This window comes from Iningainema tapete BLCC-T55 (assembly GCF_014698965.1).
In the GTDB taxonomy this organism is placed as follows: Bacteria; Cyanobacteriota; Cyanobacteriia; order Cyanobacteriales; family Nostocaceae; genus Iningainema; species Iningainema tapete.
The window spans coordinates 1-17,726 of sequence record NZ_JACXAE010000029.1 but is presented as its reverse complement, the minus strand read 5'-3'; the positions used below and the strand labels follow the sequence as shown (position 1 = coordinate 17,726).

15 protein-coding genes and 2 pseudogenes are annotated in these 17,726 nt (G+C 41.1%); 7 read left to right on the top strand and 10 right to left on the bottom strand.

Annotated elements, in window-relative coordinates; translation table 11 throughout:
* Window positions 1–63: 63 nt before the first annotated feature.
* Window positions 64–726: a hypothetical protein gene (locus ICL16_RS06750; protein ID WP_190826092.1), complete on the bottom strand. Its 663-nt coding sequence runs from the start codon at window positions 724–726 to the stop codon at window positions 64–66.
* Window positions 727–928: 202 nt separating this feature from the next.
* Complete coding sequence (locus ICL16_RS06745) at window positions 929–1,192, bottom strand: hypothetical protein (protein WP_190826091.1); 264 nt, start codon at window positions 1,190–1,192, stop codon at window positions 929–931.
* A 322-nt stretch (window positions 1,193–1,514) separates the two neighbouring features.
* Between ICL16_RS06745 and ICL16_RS06740 the strand changes: the two genes are divergently transcribed.
* Both ICL16_RS06740 and ICL16_RS06735 read left to right on the top strand, forming a co-directional pair.
* A complete protein-coding gene (locus ICL16_RS06740) occupies window positions 1,515–1,760 on the top strand; it encodes a ribbon-helix-helix domain-containing protein (protein ID WP_190826244.1) in 246 nt (81 codons plus the stop codon).
* The gene (locus ICL16_RS06735; protein ID WP_190826090.1) at window positions 1,739–2,140 is read left to right on the top strand and encodes a type II toxin-antitoxin system PemK/MazF family toxin; all 402 of its coding nucleotides are present in this window, start codon (window positions 1,739–1,741) and stop codon (window positions 2,138–2,140) included. Before ICL16_RS06740 ends, ICL16_RS06735 begins: the two co-directional genes overlap by 22 nt.
* 163 nt (window positions 2,141–2,303) lie before the next feature.
* On the opposite strand, the gene ICL16_RS06730 is transcribed toward ICL16_RS06735, so the two are convergent.
* Entirely contained in the window at window positions 2,304–2,741 is a 438-nt protein-coding gene (locus ICL16_RS06730; protein WP_190826089.1) for a DUF6918 family protein, read from the bottom strand.
* 232 nt (window positions 2,742–2,973) lie between these two features.
* On the opposite strand from ICL16_RS06730, the gene ICL16_RS06725 reads away from it, so the two are divergent.
* The 3 genes from ICL16_RS06725 to ICL16_RS06715 all read left to right on the top strand — a co-directional run bounded on the left by ICL16_RS06725 (window position 2,974) and on the right by ICL16_RS06715 (window position 8,922).
* On the top strand, window positions 2,974–4,284 hold the full coding sequence (locus tag ICL16_RS06725) for an ATP-binding protein (RefSeq protein WP_190826088.1): 1,311 nt from the start codon (window positions 2,974–2,976) through the stop codon (window positions 4,282–4,284).
* Window positions 4,285–4,290: 6 nt separating this feature from the next.
* Window positions 4,291–8,322 (top strand): nSTAND1 domain-containing NTPase, encoded by a 4,032-nt coding sequence (locus ICL16_RS06720; protein ID WP_190826087.1) that lies wholly within the window; start codon window positions 4,291–4,293, stop codon window positions 8,320–8,322.
* Between the two features lie 348 nt (window positions 8,323–8,670).
* The gene (locus tag ICL16_RS06715; protein ID WP_190826086.1) at window positions 8,671–8,922 is read left to right on the top strand and encodes a hypothetical protein; all 252 of its coding nucleotides are present in this window, start codon (window positions 8,671–8,673) and stop codon (window positions 8,920–8,922) included.
* A gap of 256 nt (window positions 8,923–9,178) precedes the next feature.
* Here the strand turns inward: ICL16_RS06715 and ICL16_RS06710 are convergent, their stop codons facing one another.
* The 6 genes and pseudogenes from ICL16_RS06710 to ICL16_RS06685 form a co-directional block, all read right to left on the bottom strand.
* Window positions 9,179–9,532 (bottom strand): PRC-barrel domain-containing protein, encoded by a 354-nt coding sequence (locus ICL16_RS06710; RefSeq protein WP_190826085.1) that lies wholly within the window; start codon window positions 9,530–9,532, stop codon window positions 9,179–9,181.
* Between the two features lie 235 nt (window positions 9,533–9,767).
* A complete protein-coding gene (locus ICL16_RS06705) occupies window positions 9,768–10,580 on the bottom strand; it encodes a mechanosensitive ion channel family protein (RefSeq protein ID WP_190826084.1) in 813 nt (270 codons plus the stop codon).
* A 156-nt stretch (window positions 10,581–10,736) separates the two neighbouring features.
* Window positions 10,737–11,471 (bottom strand): phytochelatin synthase family protein, encoded by a 735-nt coding sequence (locus ICL16_RS06700; protein ID WP_190826083.1) that lies wholly within the window; start codon window positions 11,469–11,471, stop codon window positions 10,737–10,739.
* A 71-nt stretch (window positions 11,472–11,542) separates the two neighbouring features.
* Window positions 11,543–12,436 (bottom strand): glycine betaine ABC transporter substrate-binding protein, encoded by an 894-nt coding sequence (locus ICL16_RS06695; RefSeq protein ID WP_190826082.1) that lies wholly within the window; start codon window positions 12,434–12,436, stop codon window positions 11,543–11,545.
* A gap of 61 nt (window positions 12,437–12,497) precedes the next feature.
* A pseudogene (locus tag ICL16_RS06690) lies at window positions 12,498–13,126 on the bottom strand (ABC transporter permease).
* Complete coding sequence (locus ICL16_RS06685; RefSeq protein ID WP_190826081.1) at window positions 13,123–13,869, bottom strand: ATP-binding cassette domain-containing protein; 747 nt, start codon at window positions 13,867–13,869, stop codon at window positions 13,123–13,125. Before ICL16_RS06685 ends, ICL16_RS06690 begins: the two are co-directional and overlap by 4 nt.
* Before the next feature lie 111 nt (window positions 13,870–13,980).
* Here ICL16_RS06685 and ICL16_RS06680 point away from each other — a divergent pair, with 111 nt between their 5' ends.
* Together ICL16_RS06680 and ICL16_RS06675 are read left to right on the top strand one after the other, a co-directional pair.
* Complete coding sequence (locus tag ICL16_RS06680) at window positions 13,981–16,479, top strand: hypothetical protein (RefSeq protein WP_190826080.1); 2,499 nt, start codon at window positions 13,981–13,983, stop codon at window positions 16,477–16,479.
* Between the two features lie 75 nt (window positions 16,480–16,554).
* A complete protein-coding gene (locus ICL16_RS06675; RefSeq protein ID WP_190826079.1) occupies window positions 16,555–17,307 on the top strand; it encodes a class I SAM-dependent methyltransferase in 753 nt (250 codons plus the stop codon).
* 19 nt (window positions 17,308–17,326) lie between these two features.
* On the opposite strand, the pseudogene ICL16_RS06670 reads toward ICL16_RS06675, so the two are convergent.
* A pseudogene (locus ICL16_RS06670) lies at window positions 17,327–17,726 on the bottom strand (IS4 family transposase); the annotation flags it as partial.

The window sequence follows — 17,726 nt, the reverse complement described above, 5'->3', positions numbered from 1 at the left end:
GTGATTCTGCGGAAATGCGATGGCATGAGCAATCGATTTATCATTGAGTTGTCCATCGATCCCTTATGCAACCTTACCACTTCTGCTCATCTTAGGTAAGACTTGGAACCCTATGCCACCGATACCAAAAGCTAATAAACTCCAGCTAAAGTTCGGTTCAGGGATAGGTTGGAGACGAACAACTTGAAAATTGGTAATATCTTCACGAATAAGCACCTGTTGAGTTATTGCATCAAAGAAACTAACACCAAGACCATTAGAATAGGAAAGTGGATTATCGGAAAGTACGGGAAGCTCTGAAAGGTTTCCTGAGTAAAATGAAACAAGGGCTAATAAACAGGAGGAACTCGTCGATCCGGTTACACATCCAGATGGATAATTAACACCGCTAAAAACCCCCAAGTTAGCAGGTAAACCAATCGCTCCAGAACTAAGGAATGGGGCAGCAATCCAGTCAGCAGTGTCGTTGTTCAAATTTAGATAGGACGATGAAAAAGAGTAGTTTGATACTGCTCTTGGGTATAAAATCGCTGGAACCTCAGGTGCATCCGGTGCAAGTGAACCTGGCTCGGGAGAGGGGGGAGTGTCTGTATCTAAGGTAAACGAACCTGTTGCGCCACTAGAGGTAGTAAATCTGAAGTCTAACACAACAGCTTGAACTGGGGCTATACCTACAGTTAAGAGAGTTATAATCGCTGCTCCTGCAACAGCCATAGATAATTTCATTTGCGTAATTATACTGATGGTTATATAGGAAACTCTACACGAAAGCAGTCGATTTATCAATGAAGCTATACAATACTATATCAAGAAAGCGTTAGCCAATCTCAGAGGCATATACCACTGCCAAGCGCAATGTAACAAAGGTTACGCAAAAGCGAGCTAAGCTGTGTCCTTGGGATCGCGTCACCCATGATTGAACAACGAGTCATATAAGATTAAGACAGCAGATTGGAGCTAAATCGACTGCAATTCGCTTCCAACTGTTGCCAACATCGTCAGAGAAAAATATCTCACCGTCAGTGGTTCCAAAAGCAGCTAGATTTCCTGAAATGGCAAGAGTTCCCGTGTTAATATTGTCATTAAACCATTCTGGTAGCCCTTGCTCACACTTAGAGAAGGCTCCAGGCTTGTCAAGCGGGTGTCGATAGATAGCTGCTTTCCCACCATCCGGACCCGTAGAAGCACTCATCAAAATGGTTTCTCCACATACTGCTATGGCTCGTGCATAGGCAGCATGTAGGTTTGCGCGTGAAAAGCTCCAAGAATTCCCTCTATCTCTACTTACAGCCAGCCCTCGCGCCGTAGCCGCCAACACGAGTTCCGGATGGGATGGAACTGTCCGTACTTCATGGACATCTGCATGAAAGTCGATGGTGGGTTGCCATGACTAGCATTTTTTGCCATTTTCTGCTAGTAAGTTTTATTCATCATAGTTTGGTAAAATTAAAAATGTAGATAAGCTATACACATCATAAATGTGTATAATAGAAATGTAACGATTTTGAACAATTATGCATCGCAGGCTGAATATCACCTTACCAGACGAGACGATACAACTGATTGACAGAGTGACTCAAAAGGGCGATCGCAGTCGATTTATCAATGAAGCTGTGCAATACTACATTGCTCAAAAAGCATTAGCCGATCTGAGAGAACAGTTGAAAGAAGGAGCTATCCGTAGGGCTGAGCGTGATTTGGCACTAGCTGAAGAATGGTTTGATTTGGAAGAAGAAGCGTGTCAGAAAAACGAAAAGTGACATACCCAAGACGCGGTGAAGTGTATTTAGTCAATTTCGATCCTACTATTGGTGCAGAGATTAAAAAGACTCGTCCAGCTTTAATCTTGCAAAATGATATTTCCAATCAGTACAGTCCTATCACTATTGTCGCTGCTATCACTTCCAAATTTGAAGAATCTTTGTATCCCACGGAAATTTTGATTAAATCCCCGGAAGGGGGTTTAGAAGTTGATTCAGTTGCACTCCTCAATCAAATCCGTTCAATTGACAAGCAAAGGCTGATTAAACATCTGGGTAATCTCAACCCAGAAACTATGGAAAAAGTGGATATAGCCATTCAGATTAGTTTTGGAATACTGAAACTACAGGATGACTTGGGAGAAGATAATTCAAACTAACAGTAGTACTTGGCGCGATCGCACGCACCCTAATACTGCTCGGTTAGCAGTGTGATTGCCCGCTACGATCCCCCCAACCACCCGGTATGTTGGGGGGCACTCAACCTCCCGATCCTCGGGGGGCAGGGGGGTTCAAATGTGCGATCGCATTCAACTAAACCGTTTAGACTTTGGTATATTTATCGATAATTATAGCTAAGTCCGGTACTGCGTCTTCTACATGTTTCTTCGCTGAATTACGAAACTTATTATACAAACCGCGCACGGTATTGTTGGTGCTTTTCTCGATCCTGCCGTCGGTGACAGAAAGTAGAGCATCGGCAGTGCGATCGCGATTCTGAATCAGGTGATTAGCAGGATCTCCCGTCTGTGTACCCTCACTCCACATGGGATCGAGTGCTGTAAACCATTCTGGCAGAAGTCGTTCGATCGCGTCGGCGCAATAACCAGGCGCAATCCCCTTTATAGCAGTGTAGCCGGCTTTCATGGCAATACCAGAAACACCTTTCATGGCAGCCACCTGGGTGTCTAGCAACTTCGTACAGTCAGCCACAACCATATTCTTTTTATTCTCGTCTAAGAGACCATCACTAAGCCCCATTTCAATTCTCCTTTAAGTAATAGCGCCTAAGTTATATTCAACTAATTTTCCGAAGTTTGCCGGAAATCTCCGCCAATAATGGTATCAGAGAATTCTGGAAAAATACGACGCCTGATAACTCAATTTCTTGTCCACAATTAACTCAAATTTACTGGAATGGCAACTTATTCGTTTGTAGAATATTGAGTAATGAGGCTGCACCGTGGGGCTGAGTCTTTGAAGGTAAGCTGCTATGCAATTAGATTTAACCAGGTTTTTTCAAGCTTGTAACCCTAGTAAAACGTTAGCTGTGGGGCAAGCAGAAGACCGACTTTATTATATTGATTTTTCTTCGGTACGTGGTGGTAAAATTATCCAAGAATTGGGACGAACCATCACCCGCCTTTCTCCTGATAACCCTACATGCCAATTGTTTACAGGACATATCGGCTGTGGCAAATCTACTGAGTTACTAAGGCTCAAGGCTGAGTTAGAAGCTCAGGGATTTCACGTAGTTTATTTTGAGTCTAGTCAAAGCCTGGATATGGCAGATGTTGATGTTACAGATATTTTACTAAGTGTAGCACGTTCCGTTAGTCAAAGCCTAGAAGCCAGTCAAATCAATTTAAAACCAGGATACTTTCAAAAACTGTTCACAGAAATTGCCCAGCTTTTGCTTTCACCACCAATGGAACTTTCTGAAGCTGAGTTATCTGTGGGTATTGCGAGAATTACAGCAAGAACCAAAGATAGCCCCAAGCTGCGCAATCAACTCAGGCAATATCTCGAGCCTCGTACCAATAACATATTAGAAGCAATAAATCAAGAGTTACTCCAACCAGCGCAAGAAAAACTCAAACAGCAAGGTAAAAAAGGACTGGTGGTAATTGTCGATAACCTCGATCGCGTGGATAACTCCCTCAAACCCTCAGGATACTACCAACCAGAATATTTATTTGTAGAACGAGGAGAACAGTTAAATCAGCTAAACTGTCATGTAGTTTACACAATTCCCTTAGTATTAATTTTTTCCAGCGCCTTGGGAAGGCTAACAAACCGTTTTGGGGTAGATCCTAAAGTACTACCAATGGTACCAGTACAGTTACGTAACGGTTCTATCTGTGATGAAGGCATTGCTCATTTGCAACAAATGTTGATGGCAAGAGCTTTTCCTAATGTTAGTGTAGAAAAAAGGCTTGATTTAATTACAGAAGTTTTTGATAGTCCTTATACTTTAGAAAGGCTTTGTTTAATTAGTGGGGGGCATGTGCGGAACCTGCTGATGCTACTATATCGTTGTTTGCAAAGAGAAGATCCGCCACTTTCACGGGAATGCGTCGAAGGTGTAATTAGACAACGCCGTAATGAGCTAACTTTGGCAATCACAAGCTATGAATGGGAAATGCTGCGTGAAGTGGCTCGGGAGAAAACCTTAAAAGGAGAGGAAGGATATCAAGTTTTAATCCGTAATATGTTTGTATTTGAATACCGGGATTATGAGGGCTCTTGGTTTGATATCAATCCCATTTTGGCAGAAGCTCCAGAATTTGCTAGTAAGTTGTAGCTCGATATGACTAATTCTGAAGATGTAGCCATCGCCAACGAACAATCTTTGCAGACTTTGAACCGAGCTATTAGGCTTTCTCAAGGTCAATTTTCGCTGATTTTGGTGCGTTGTAACTACGCTGATTTACGCCAGCAAATGGCACAACGCCTGCATCAGCTATCCAGCTTGAAAATCAGTGAAATTACTTTACCTGCTTCTGTTAAAACTCTATATACTACTATACTTGCCGAATTGGGAGATGAACAGCCAAATGCTGTGATGGTTTTTGGTTTGGAGTCGGTAAAAGACTTGGATACGGTTTTAACTTCTGCTAACTTTGTACGGGAGGAGTTTAGAAAAAATTTCTCGTTTCCTTTGCTGCTTTGGGTAAATGATCAAGTTTTGCAAAAGCTAATTAGATTGGCAACTGATTTTGAGAATTGGGCAACAACAATTGGATTTAAAAGTTCTAGCGATGAGTTAGTCAACTTCTTGCGGAAAAAAACTGATGAAATATTTGCAGGTAATACTAATCCTAATCCAGAAATTTGCTGGCAACTCCAAACGGCGCTTCGAGATTTGCAAAACCGTGAACAAGTTTTAGATGCTGATATTCAAGCTAGTCTGGAGTTTGTGATTGGGTTGCATGAATACCAGCTTAATCGACCTGAATCGGCTTTGCAACACTATCAACACAGTTTGAGTTTTTGGCAACAGCAGCTGCTTGAGCCTGTGAGTGGGGGAGATGGGGAGTGGGGGAGAGAGGGAGTGGAGGAGATGGGGGAGGAATTGCGTGCTATGCATTCTGGTTGGAGTAATACTAGCTATAAAGGCAGAGGAAATTTTGGTACGTTTTATCCTGAGCAGGATTCTGGATTTAAGGTAAGCATTTTGTCTGTTTTTACTACGAATATGATGGAGACGCCCCACCGGGGCGTCTCTACAGAATATACGCAACAATTTTTGGAAAGGCAGGGTGTTTTACTGCTGCATATCGGTTTGGTATATTGCCGCAAGGCTGAACAAAATCTGTTAGAAAATATTCGTTTTTGGCAGGAAAGTCGTTATTATTTACAGCAATGTCTTGATACGTTTGCACAAGCTAATCGTCTTGACTTAGTTGCTCAGCATATCACTAAATTATGTGAAGTTCTGCAATATTTAGAAGAATGGGATACATTACAAAGTGTTGTCGAACAATCTTTGAAACTACATCATAAACATGGTTCTCAATTACAAGTAGCCCAAGCTTACGGATTTTTGGCTGAGGTGGCTTTAGCGCAGTCAAGTTGGGATGAAGCACAGCAACTGGCACAGAAAACTTTAAGAATTTTAGCTAATATTCATAACTTAAAATCTCATTATTTTGGGAAATATCGTTTGATATTAGCACAAGCACAACAGTCGTTAGGTGAAATAAAAGAAGCAGTTCTTAACCTGAAAAGAGCTAGAAATGAAAGTAACCCTCAGTGTGAGCCAGTAGTTTATATTCGGATTTTAGAAAAGTTGCGATCGCTTTACTTCGACAATGGTGAATATCTCAAAGCTTTTGAGATTAAGCAAGAGCAAATTTCTATTGAGTATCAGTATGGTTTACGGGCTTTTATCGGGGCTGCTCACTTGCATCCGCAACAATATAGTATCATTAATGCGGCACAGCTTCAAGCTGAACACCAGGCGATCGTGGCACAAGAAATTGCCGCTTCTGGTAGACAACAAGATATTAATCGATTATTGGAAAGAATTAGTCGTAACGATCATAAACTCATAGTAATTCACGGTCAATCAGGAGTTGGTAAAAGTTCAATTTTGAAAGCTGGTTTATTACCAGCACTCAAACAGCAATCTATTGGTGAACGAGATGCTTTACCTGTTTTGTTACGAGTTTATAGAGATTGGGTGAAAACTTTAGCCCGGTGTTTGACAGATAATGTAGAGACGCGAAATTTCGCGTCTCTACAACAGGTAGATGATATTTTACAACAGTTGCGGCAAAATGCCAATTGTAATTTGTTAACTGTTTTAATATTTGATCAGTTTGAAGAGTTTTTCTTTGAGTATCCGGAGCAAAATCAACGAAGACAGTTTTATGAATTCTTGCGTGATTGCCTTAATATTCCATATCTTAAAATAATTTTATCATTACGAGAAGATTATTTACATTATTTATTAGAATGGGAACGACTGATAAATCTGGATGTAATTAATAACAACATACTGGATAAAAATATTCGCTATTATTTAGGAAATTTTTCACCTCAAGATGCCAAGGCAGTAATTGAAAGTTTAACGGAACGAACCCACTTATATTTAGAACCAGCGCTAGTTGATAAATTAGTAGAGGATTTAGCATGTTTTGGAGAAATACGTCCGATTGAACTACAAATAGTGGGTGCGCAATTGCAAACAGATAAAATTACCACTTTAGAAAAATATCATCAAATAGGTAATAAAGAAAAACTAGTTGAACATTTTTTAGAAGCAGCAATTCAAGACTGTGGAGCGCCTAATGAACGTGCTGCCAGGTTAGTTTTGTATTTATTAACAGATGAAAATGGTACTCGTCCTTTAAAAACTAATAGTGAATTAGTAGCTGATTTAGAAGCTTTAGATTTAGCTGTCGAAATTGATAATTTAGATTTAGTTTTACAGGTTTTAGTTGGAGCAGGATTAGTATTTCTTGTGCCAGAAGCATGTGCTAAGCGCTATCAACTTATTCATGATTATTTAGTGCGTTTTATTCGTCAACAACAAGCTCCCGCGCTATGGGCAGAGTTAGCAGCAGCAAAAGAACAACAGAAACAAACAGAAGAACAATTGCGAGACACGCTCAAACAACTGGAAAAAGCATTGCATAAAGAACAGGAAGAACGCAAGCGAGCAGAAGTTGCCGAAATGGAAGCGTTGGTTTCTTTATCTCAAGCTTTGTTTCTTTCTCACGATCAATTAGGAGGGTTACTTGCAGCCGTTAAGGCGCTTAAACAGTTACAAGAAGCTGAGTTAACACCTGCTACTCAACTTAATATTGTGAATAGGATACACCAAGCAGTCAGTGAAGTGCAAGAGTGTAATCGCCTAGAAGGTCACACTAATAGTGTAACAAGTGTTAATTTTAGTCGCGATCGCGAACGAATTGTTTCGGCAGCGCAAAGAACTATCAAAATCTGGAGTACAGACGGTACTTTGCTAGAAACTATTCAAGCACATCGCGGCATTGTTTGGGATGTAGTTTTTAGCCCGGATGGCAAGTTAATTGCTTCTGCCAGTGATGATACAACTGTGAAATTGTGGACTCGCGACGGTAAACTACTCAAAACTTTATCTGGGCATAGCGATCAAGTATTTAGTGTAGCATTTAGTCCCGATAGTAAGACCATTGTTTCTGCTAGTGGTGACAGAACGATTAAACTTTGGAGTCGTGACGGTAGACTGCTCAAAACTTTATCTGGGCATAGCAAACCAGTTTTAAGCGTGTGTTTCAGCCCCGATGGAGAGATTATTGCCTCTGGCAGTACTGATGAAACTGTGAGACTATGGACTAAAAACGGAGAACTATGGACTAAAGACGGTACTTTTCTGAAAACCCTTTGTGGACATAGTTTTGGTGTTAATAGCGTGAAGTTTAGTCCAGATGGTAGGATCATAGCCTCAGCTAGTTCTGACAACACCATCAAACTTTGGAGTAAAAACGGTACTTTGCTCAGAACTCTACAAGGGCATACTAATGGTGTCAACTGCATCAGGTTTAGTCCTGACAGCAGAACCATAGTTTCGGCTAGTCTTGATAGTACCATTAAATTCTGGAGTAAAGACGGTCAAGTACTCTGTACTTTGCAAGGGCATAGAGCTGGTGTCAACTATGTAAGTGTTAGCCCTGATGGTAAAACAATTGCTTCTGCTAGTGGAGATAGAACAATTAAACTTTGGCGCAAACAAGGTATCAAGCTACAAGGTTCGGATGTCAATGAATTGCTTGTGCAAGGTTGCGATTGGCTACGGGATTATCTCAAGACTAATCCCAATGTGACAAAAAGTGACAAGTATCTGTGCGATTAAACAACGAGATCCCCGACTTTTCAAAGAAGTTGGGGATCTCAGTCTCAAGGCGTTGCGATCGCCATTAAACTTTTTACACAGAAAATTGTGTATTAAAAAAAAAACTTATTTTAGAATTTTCTCTGTAGGTAATAAACTCTTGTATACTTTGCTGTACAAAGGTTTAAACCAAATTCAATCGGTTCCGCTTGTCCGGGTGTGTTTGTAGCAATATCATACTTTAGATAGATAAATACTTTTAACCGATTGATTTACCGTACTTTATGTAGAAGACAGAAAACAGATTCACATAAAAGAAGCTGACGATGTTTTCTGCATCAAAACCGAATCATCTACCAGGTAAAAACCATGAATATTTTTGATCTAACCTTAGTGGAAGATATTTCTGACGTAAGTGCTGCTACAATTGCAGGTGGCTATGCAGAGTTCTACGCAGATGCAGATGCAGATGCAGTTAGTGCTGGTCCAAATGCTATTGCCTTAACTGATACTTCAGGATTCGCAATCAGAGGAGAAACTGGATCTTCTGCAAAAGCTAAATCAACCTCTAGGGGGTTTGCAAGTATCACAACACCAGTACCTGCAAGAGTATTAGGATAATATTTCTGTAAAAAGAGATAGTCACCTGGTTGGGGCTACAACTCAGGTAATAATCTCAGTACCACCGCATAATTGTGAGGTGGAAATTCAACGCCTATCCCATCTGTGAGGGTTTTTCAAGCATAGCTCACTTTCATAGTTGCTGTGCTAAGGTTGTGCTTTTGGCAGGATTGAGTTGCAAGCGTTGGCGTGCAACTCACTCCTTTTTATTGTATAACTATTGTTGTAAGTATATAGCAGTTAATGCGTTACGCCCTTACAACGGGTAATAACAAGTCGTTACTTCCTCGTCTAAAACACTTGCTACTACATTATTAGTTGGGTTATCAACCATTAACTCAGCTAGTTGAGCCTCTGTCAGTCTATTAATGTAGATGCTTTGCGTCGTTTCGTCAATCTGAGATTCATTGTAGGGTAATAGTACCTGTTTATCTACCGTATTAAGGTTGACAACCAGGTATTGAGAATGCCCAGCTTCATCAACTAAGACATCTATTACTTGCCCTACCTTCTCCTGTTGAGTGGTGTAGACATCTAACTGCATCAATTCATGCTCTTTTAAAGAGCGACGGGAACTTGCCTCAAAGTCTTGGAGTCTTGAAAGCGCCATAGCTTCGCTCCTATGTTGAGTTTTTGATCGAAAATATACACAATATCTTGGTAAATCAAAGCTTCTATACCTGGCGTAGAGCTAGAAGCTTGATGTTTTATATCTTAGAGAAGTAGCATTCAAATTTAATGGGTTATTTCCCTACTATTAACTGGGTAAATACCCGATGAAAGTAAAATCCCCAACTTCTTTTATAAGTTGGGGATTTGAGAGCATTGCGATCGCACAGTCTGTATTATACGTGCGCTAATTTTTGTAACACAAAGTGTTCGGGGGCTGGATATCCTGCTTCGCCAAAAGTTTCGCGAATCGTCTTATTAGTATCAAAATATACCTGCCAATAATGGTCATTATTGCAGTAAGGACGTACCGCTAGTACAGGTCCTTGCAGAGTGAACTCCAGAATATCTATTTCTGGTGCTGGGTTTGTGAGAACATTGGGAATTTGGCTAACTTTCACTTTCAAAAAGCGGATAGCTTCATTGTGATCGACATTGTGATGGAGTTGAGCCACTAAATCAACGCGACGGTAAGGATTTGCAGAAAAGTTCTGGATATTATCCGCAAAGATTTTGTTGTTGCCAACAATATTCAGTACATTGTCAAGTGTATTGATACTTGTGACAAAAAGTCCAATTTCTACCACAGTACCTGTAACGCCTGCCGCTGTGATGAAATCACCAACTTTGAATGGACGAAAAATTACTAAAAACGCACCTGCGGCAAAGTTTGCCAGTAGCCCACCCCATGCGGCACCAATAGCAACACCTGCTGCCGCTAACAACGCTGCGAAGGAGGTGGTTTCAATTCCAAAAAAGCCAAGCAGCGCAACAACCAGAATAATTCTGAGCGTTACACCAATGAAATTGAGAAGATAAGTGACTATTGTTGGATCGACATGCTGGGTTCTAAAACCCCGTCGGATCAGCTTGATTCCAAAATCAATTAATTTCTGACCAACGATCCATAGAAGTATAGCACCTAATACCTTAAACCCAAACTCAGTCAATAATGCAAGAGCAACCTGACCAACCCGTGGGAAATCCATAAGTTTTGTTATATTTTATGTTGGTGGAGTTACAACAACAATACAGTAAAGGGTGGCATTCGTCGTATATGGATATACTAATTTTTGTTAAGATAGTTGTATAGTTAATGCATCAGTGCTAATCAACACTAAATGCTTGGATAATGATTAGCATTCTCATCGACTGACAAATACAAATCCTCTTGTCTTACCCGAAGTTGAATCAAGCGTTGCCATTGCCTTCCACAAATCTGCTGTCTTCACCCAAACAGGCGGATATTTATAACGAGCAACATCCAGAATTAAAAATCTATCAGTTTGCTCATTATATGCTGCCAAAGGAGAAATATGACCACCTTTTTCTTGACCTATTTCCTTACGTAAATAGTTAACCAAGACAAAATTACCAGGTTGTTGTAAATTAGCTGATACCTGTTTTCTAAAATCTGCCATATTAGTGTCAGCAGCGTGGACAACCTTAACGTTAACACCATAGCTTGCGACAAATTTTCCTATTTCATTTAGAGTCATACCTTGACGAGCAACTACCTCTGGGCTGAGTACTTTGCGTGTCGCTTCATTATTAAAAAAGTTTTCTTGAGTAAACACACGATAAGGCTTATATTGAGGTGATTCCGGTGCAGGAATACCCAAACTATTCAGCACCATAACAATACTAGCAACTCCACAATATGCCTGATTAACTTGCGTGACAAACTGCATACTAAGAGGAAAGAAATCATCTCTTGATTTACTTTCAACCAATAACTTTTCCCCTTCAGGAGAGGTAAAGCCAATCAAATTTTGTGGCAAGGTTAGCGTTTGAGCAAAGACACTACCACCAGCTACACATGTCCCTATTATTACAGCCTTTAGTGAAATTTTAATATTTTTCAGTAAATTCTTCTTCATATGTACCATTCGTTGGTAGATGAGGAAAGTAAGCATAAATTATAATTATTAAATCATAATAATAGTGATTTTTACAAACCTTTCTTCTGACGAAACTCCCGTACAACATCTTTAACATCACGTAACTCACCCTCAACCAAATAATTCAACTGCCGCATTTCATCAGCAGAAATAAGTCCAACGAGAGAAGCGATCTCCTGCCGTAACTGAGGATACTTCTGCAAAGTTGCCCGACGAACAATTGGCACAGCTTCATAAGGAGGAAAATACTTCAAATCATCCTCAAGCACCACCAAACCCAAACGAGAAATTTGCCCATCAGTAGAATTCCCATTAATAATATCAACTTGCTTTTGTAGCAATGCCCGATAAATCAAACCCAAATCCATAATTCGAGGAGATTTCGCAAAGCGAAACCCATAAACTTTAGCCAAACCAGGAAAACCATCCTCTCGTTCAACAAACTCATAACCAAAACCACCGCGCCATCGAGGAGTAAACCGAGCAGCAGACGACAAAGTTTTAATATTGTAGCGCCTAGCATCTTCGCCGCGTATAATCATAGCAAAAGTATTTTCAAACCCCAAAGACCCCATCACCTCCAAATCAAACCGCCGCGCATAAGCTTCCTTCAACCGCGCATAAACCACCTTCGCATCATTAACCACCTTCTCCTTCAAAATCACAGTAAAAGCAGTACCACTATACTCAACATAAGCATCAACCTTACCAGAGGCGATCGCACCATGAGTAACCAAAGCACCAGTAAAACGAACACGCCCAACCCTCAAACCAGTAGTCGCCTCAACCTGTTGAGCCAAAAGTTCACTTAAAATATCTTGCTCAGTAAAACCCTTAGAAGCCACCACAAAATCACCACCCCCACCATTCGATATCAAATTACAACCAACAACACCCAAAACCAAAACAAAAGTTAAAAAGAAAAAAGTAAAAAATCTCTTCATCTCTCTTTCTTCGCGCCCTTAGCGTCTTCGCGGTTTATTAACTCTTAATCAACTCCTGACACTACTTAACCCTCAACCTCCCCTCAAACCAACCAATCCCCCAATCAGCCAACAAAGCAACACCAGCAGCAGGAACAGCCCCAGCCAAAATCAACTGATCATTCACCGCAGAAATACCGCGAAAAATCAACTCACCCAAACCCCCAGCACCAATAGCCGCAGCAATAGTTGCAATCCCAATCGCAATCACCGTCGCCACCCGCACCCCGCCAGAATCACACCCATAGCCAAAGGAATCTCCACCTGAAACAACAACTGCCTATCAGTCATACCCATACCCCGCCCAGCTTCGCTAATCGCCGGATCAACACCAGCAATCCCAGTATAGGTATTGCGAATAATTGGCAGAAGAGAATACAAAATTAAAGCAACAATAGCCGGATTGCGCCCAATTCCTCCAATCACAGGTACAGGAATCAGTAAACCAAACAACGCTAAACTAGGAATAGTTTGCAAAATATTCGCGATCGCCAAAACAGGTGTACGCAGATTTTGACGACGAGTAATCAATATACCCAAAGGAATACTCACAACAGTAGCAACACCAATCGAAATAGCCACTAATAACAAATGCTCCAAAGTGCGTTCCCAAATTTCCGCACCATACTTAATTAAAAAGAAATTACTCATATAGAAAACGATTTCAGACATTGGAGAAAAGCAAGACTCTCTGGATGTTGCGAGTGCAAAAATTCATCTCGTGTACCCAGCACTACCAATTCTCCCCCATACATTAACCCAATTCGCGATGCCAAAACAAAAGCTTCCTGAATATCATGAGTAACAAACACAACCGTCTTACCTAATTCCTGCTGCAACCGTTTAAACTCTTGTTGTAATTCTAACCGCGTAATTGGATCGAGTGCGCCAAAAGGTTCATCCATTAACAACACTGGAGGATCTGCAGCTAGCGCCCTTGCCACACCAACTCGTTGTCTTTGCCCTCCAGACAATTCGTGAGGGTATCTTTGCGCAAATTTTTCTGGCTCTAACCCAACCAGGTGCAAAAGTTCATATGCCCGTGTTTTAATTTGTTTGGGTTTCCAACCTTCTAGAGTTGGAACCAAACCCACATTACGTTCTACAGTAAAATGAGGAAACAATCCAGTTTCTTGAATCACATACCCAATTTTGCGCCGCAGTTTAATTTCATCCCACCGGGTTGTACTCATACCATCAAATAAAACTTCGCCTTGAGTGGGTATAAACAAGCGGTTGATTAATTTCATCGTCGTGGTTTTACCGCTACCACTGCGCCCAAGCAATACTAATGCTTCTCCCTTGTAAATGCTGAAGTTGAGGTTCGACACCAAAGGACGCTGGTTGCGACTAAAAGTGACATTCCGGAATTCAACGGCGATATCTTGTGGCATGGGTCAGTTTCTTTTAAGGAAAGCATTATATCATATTAGGTTGTGATGCGATAATTAACATCTGGCAATTTTTGTTTACATAGATAAAATCCAATCACGAGGAGATGCTTCATGGCTGAAACACACGAGTGGATGTTTTACGAAGTGATGTGGCGCTCAAAATTTAGAATCGACAGGGGAGCGAGATTACCGTTGCCGTGGTGGGTGCAACAATATTTTCGCAATTGGAGCGACTCCTATGATAGTGGTCTTTTCTCCTCAAAAGAAGGAGCCTTTGCATCAAACGCCAACTATCGCTACTGGAACATGATTAGTGTTAAAGACCATCACCAAGAAAGCTTAGTGGGACAAGCTGGCGAAATTGAGCCTGTTTATGACAACTATACCATAAGCTTCTTCGTCTTTGATCCCAACACAAAACAAGTGCATTTACCGCAGTTGGCAGAAGCATCATCTCTGGAACAAGAGTTAGAGGACGGATATCTTCCTGTGGTAGTCACGCGATACCGATCGCCTATGGGGATTGAAATACAACAATCATCCATCGCCACCACTGTAGGGTTACGTCAAAGAAGCGTCGTACTGGCTCGACTTCAAGCGCGACTTTCCGGTTCAACATCTGCCCAGGCTTGGTTATGTGTTTGTGTCTCGCCAATTGGAGCAACAGGATTTGAAAGACATGATAAAGCCGGTAGGAAATCTTCTCGACTAATTACGGTGCTTGAATATTTACAGTCAGAGCAACAAGTAAAAATTAACTCCACTACTTGGGGTCCCGTGTTTGACAAACCTCCTACACAATATGGTATATATGGAAATCAATCTCGTTCATATAACCCAGAAATATACTTAGACAACAGTCCTTTCCAAGACTTAATCACTAAAGGTGCTTTAAATGGACAAGATTTAGCACAAGACTATGTTGCAGGACTATGTACAGGTGTATTTGCCTGGTCCATGCAACTAACATCAACATCCACATTTTCTCTCAATATCCAACTTCCGGTAGATGACTATCGCGATTCTGATGACTTACTGGAACTGAAAGCAGCCAATCCGGATGACTTGGAGAAAAACAACCGCAACTTTTGGACAAATAAGCTAAATCGAGAAGGCTTCCAAACTTCTCTACCCAAGAAGGTAAAACATCTTTTTGACCTGTTCCGGATTTGCCGTGCTAATATTCTCATGCTCTCTGACAATGGTCAAATTCACCCAGGTCCTACTATATACGATTCATTTTGGGTGAGAGACTCGTCTGTAGAAGGTATTGCTTGCGCCTTAAGCGGGGATCAAAACCTAGCTGAGGAACAGTTTGGCAATCATTACAAAAAAATCTTCAGCTTAGATCGTAAAACATGGGGACCAGTCTCGCTCTATGGATTCTTTGGTGGAGAGCATGAAAAAAATGACTACGAATGGGATAGTAATGGTCAAGCACTTTGGGCTATTGGACGCTTTGATAGAATTCGTGGTAACGGTAACAATTTTGGCGCAGGTATGTTTTCGCCTTATGTAATTGAAGGCGCTCGCTGGTTGCGTGATAATCGCAGTTCCTTTGGCTTACTACATAGCGGTTGGAGTGCCGAACATATTGGTGATAAAGATAAACCTCACTACTGGGATGATTTTTGGGGATTAGCCGGTTTGTGGGAAGCTGCGAAACTAGCTGAAAGAATTGGTGTACCAGCAGGCGAAATTTGGGGAGCTTATGATGATCTCAAGCGTGCTACAGCCGATTCGATTCGTTGGGTACTGACAGAACAAAGACGCAGAGGATTTTGGGAAACCTTTATTCCCACTGGACCTGGGGATGTGGGACGACTCGATTCTACCATGATTGGCATCCTGGCATACTTCCACCCTTGCCGCTTGTACATGGGCGCAAAACTGGGAGAAGATATAGACCAAGCTTGCCGAATAACATTGGAAACAATTTGGCATCATTTTATTGACGGTGGCTTCCGTCATGATTCAGCATGGAATTGTTATGGTCCCTATCTAACTCTCCAATTAGCACATGCGTTTTTGCTGATTGGAGATGTAGAGCGGATGGATAAATGTCTTTCTTGGTCGGTGAATGCAGCTTATGCTCAAGTTAGCCGTCAGGATGGCAATCCTCAAAACCAGTGGCAGGCAGTTATCGGTGCTTGGAATGAACAGCATTGCTATCCCATTGCCAAGGATTTTGCAGAAGTTCCCAACCGATGGTGGTATATGGGAGACATTCCTCATGGTTGGGCTTGTGCCGAGTTCATGTTGCTGCTCAGGGATATCCTGTTTTTTGAAGCAGATGAAGATCACAATCCGCAGATTTATCTAGCACCTGGTGTTATGCCCCATTGGTTGGAAAATGGCGAATCAATCAGGGTGAGGAATGCACCAACGATCTTTGGTAGTAACTTTGGATTTGAACTGATTTATGATTCTACTGCCAAGCGTGTGGAGATTCAAATTTTGCAACCTCCACCAAATAATGTGAGTTACATTTATCCTTGTCGATTTGGTGATGTTCGTTCAGTTACGGTAGATGGGAAGTCTTTACCAGTTACAGGAAACAATGTGATGCTTCCTGCTGGTACTAGTCGGGCTGTAATTTTATATTCTTAGTCCTCTTTAATTCCTGTTTGTAGTAAGCGCTTAAGCGCTCACTACGAACCTAAGCAAAGCGATAATTTGTGTATTATGAATATTTTTTTTGAGATTCATCAAAACCTTCCTAGAGAAAGTCCAGGTGACAACTATTCGACACGAAAAGCCTTTTCCCTGTTGACATTACCACCAAAACCATCCATTTTGGATATTGGCTGTGGATCAGGAATGCAAACTCTTGAACTAGCTAAACTTACAGATGGTAAAATTACTGCGGTGGATAACCATCAACCTTTTTTAGAGGAATTGAAGCGGCGATCGCTATCCCAAGGAGTTTCAGATCGAGTTGTCACAGTCAACGCATCAATGTTTTCCTTGAAGTTTGAAGCAAATAGTTTTGACTTAATTTGGTCAGAAGGTGCTATTTATATTATTGGCTTTGAGCAGGGGCTTAAAACCTGGCAACCTTTTCTTAACAAAGGAGGGTATCTAGTCGTCTCGGAATTATCTTGGCTGAAGTCAAATCCTCCTACTGAAGTAAAGAAATTTTGGGAAGCCAACTACCCACAAATGAAGTCGATTGAAAATAACCTTAAGATTGTAGAAGATTCAGGATATCTGAAAGTAGGTCATTTTGTTCTTGCTGAATCGGCATGGTGGGACAATTACTATACCCCTGTGGAGGAAAGAATAGAGGTTTTACGCAATAAATATAAAGATAATGTAGCAGTAAATAGGGAACTAGATATTTCTCTTTCCGAAATAGAAATGTATAGAAATTATTCGGACTGGTATGGATATGTTTTTTACTTAATGCAAGTAAGCCTTGACTTATGTAAGGGCTAATAGATCCTGACTTTTCCCGTTAAGTCTCTATAGCAAGCTGCCAACCCTCGCAGAGGTCGTGTAATTTTAACCAACCTCGCCACAGTACTTGAATGCCAATTGGAGTTTGATGTCGATGCTCTAAATAGCCACCTAAACGAGCAACTGCGACCACAGCCCAACTAACTGTTAAGACCTTAGGTAGTTTAGGAGATTTAGCTTTCAAAAGCTTAATCTGAAGGGGATTAAGAATTTCAATAGCTGCTAAGTCCGGCTGGGTGCGATGTAAATAAGTTAACTGCAATAATTCAACAGCTATTACCGCCAAGAACCCAAGCAAAGTTTTCATGCTATCAGCAGCAAGTCTGTATCGCTCTACTTGACAACCAGATTTCAAAATTTTATGATACTCTTCCACTCGCCAACGGTAAGAATACCAA

Bases quoted from the DNA above. Each gene is read 5' to 3' on its own strand.
- ICL16_RS06750 (WP_190826092.1), bottom strand. From the start codon at position 726: ATGAAATTATCTATGGCTGTTGCAGGAGCAGCGATTATAACTCTCTTA.
- ICL16_RS06745 (WP_190826091.1), bottom strand. From the start codon at position 1,192: ATGAGTGCTTCTACGGGTCCGGATGGTGGGAAAGCAGCTATCTATCGA.
- ICL16_RS06740 (WP_190826244.1), top strand. From the start codon at position 1,515: ATGCATCGCAGGCTGAATATCACCTTACCAGACGAGACGATACAACTG.
- ICL16_RS06730 (WP_190826089.1), bottom strand. From the start codon at position 2,741: ATGGGGCTTAGTGATGGTCTCTTAGACGAGAATAAAAAGAATATGGTT.
- ICL16_RS06725 (WP_190826088.1), top strand. From the start codon at position 2,974: ATGCAATTAGATTTAACCAGGTTTTTTCAAGCTTGTAACCCTAGTAAA.
- ICL16_RS06720 (WP_190826087.1), top strand. From the start codon at position 4,291: ATGACTAATTCTGAAGATGTAGCCATCGCCAACGAACAATCTTTGCAG.
- ICL16_RS06715 (WP_190826086.1), top strand. From the start codon at position 8,671: ATGAATATTTTTGATCTAACCTTAGTGGAAGATATTTCTGACGTAAGT.
- ICL16_RS06710 (WP_190826085.1), bottom strand. From the start codon at position 9,532: ATGGCGCTTTCAAGACTCCAAGACTTTGAGGCAAGTTCCCGTCGCTCT.
- ICL16_RS06705 (WP_190826084.1), bottom strand. From the start codon at position 10,580: ATGGATTTCCCACGGGTTGGTCAGGTTGCTCTTGCATTATTGACTGAG.
- ICL16_RS06700 (WP_190826083.1), bottom strand. From the start codon at position 11,471: ATGAAGAAGAATTTACTGAAAAATATTAAAATTTCACTAAAGGCTGTA.
- ICL16_RS06695 (WP_190826082.1), bottom strand. From the start codon at position 12,436: ATGAAGAGATTTTTTACTTTTTTCTTTTTAACTTTTGTTTTGGTTTTG.
- ICL16_RS06685 (WP_190826081.1), bottom strand. From the start codon at position 13,869: ATGCCACAAGATATCGCCGTTGAATTCCGGAATGTCACTTTTAGTCGC.
- ICL16_RS06680 (WP_190826080.1), top strand. From the start codon at position 13,981: ATGGCTGAAACACACGAGTGGATGTTTTACGAAGTGATGTGGCGCTCA.
- ICL16_RS06675 (WP_190826079.1), top strand. From the start codon at position 16,555: ATGAATATTTTTTTTGAGATTCATCAAAACCTTCCTAGAGAAAGTCCA.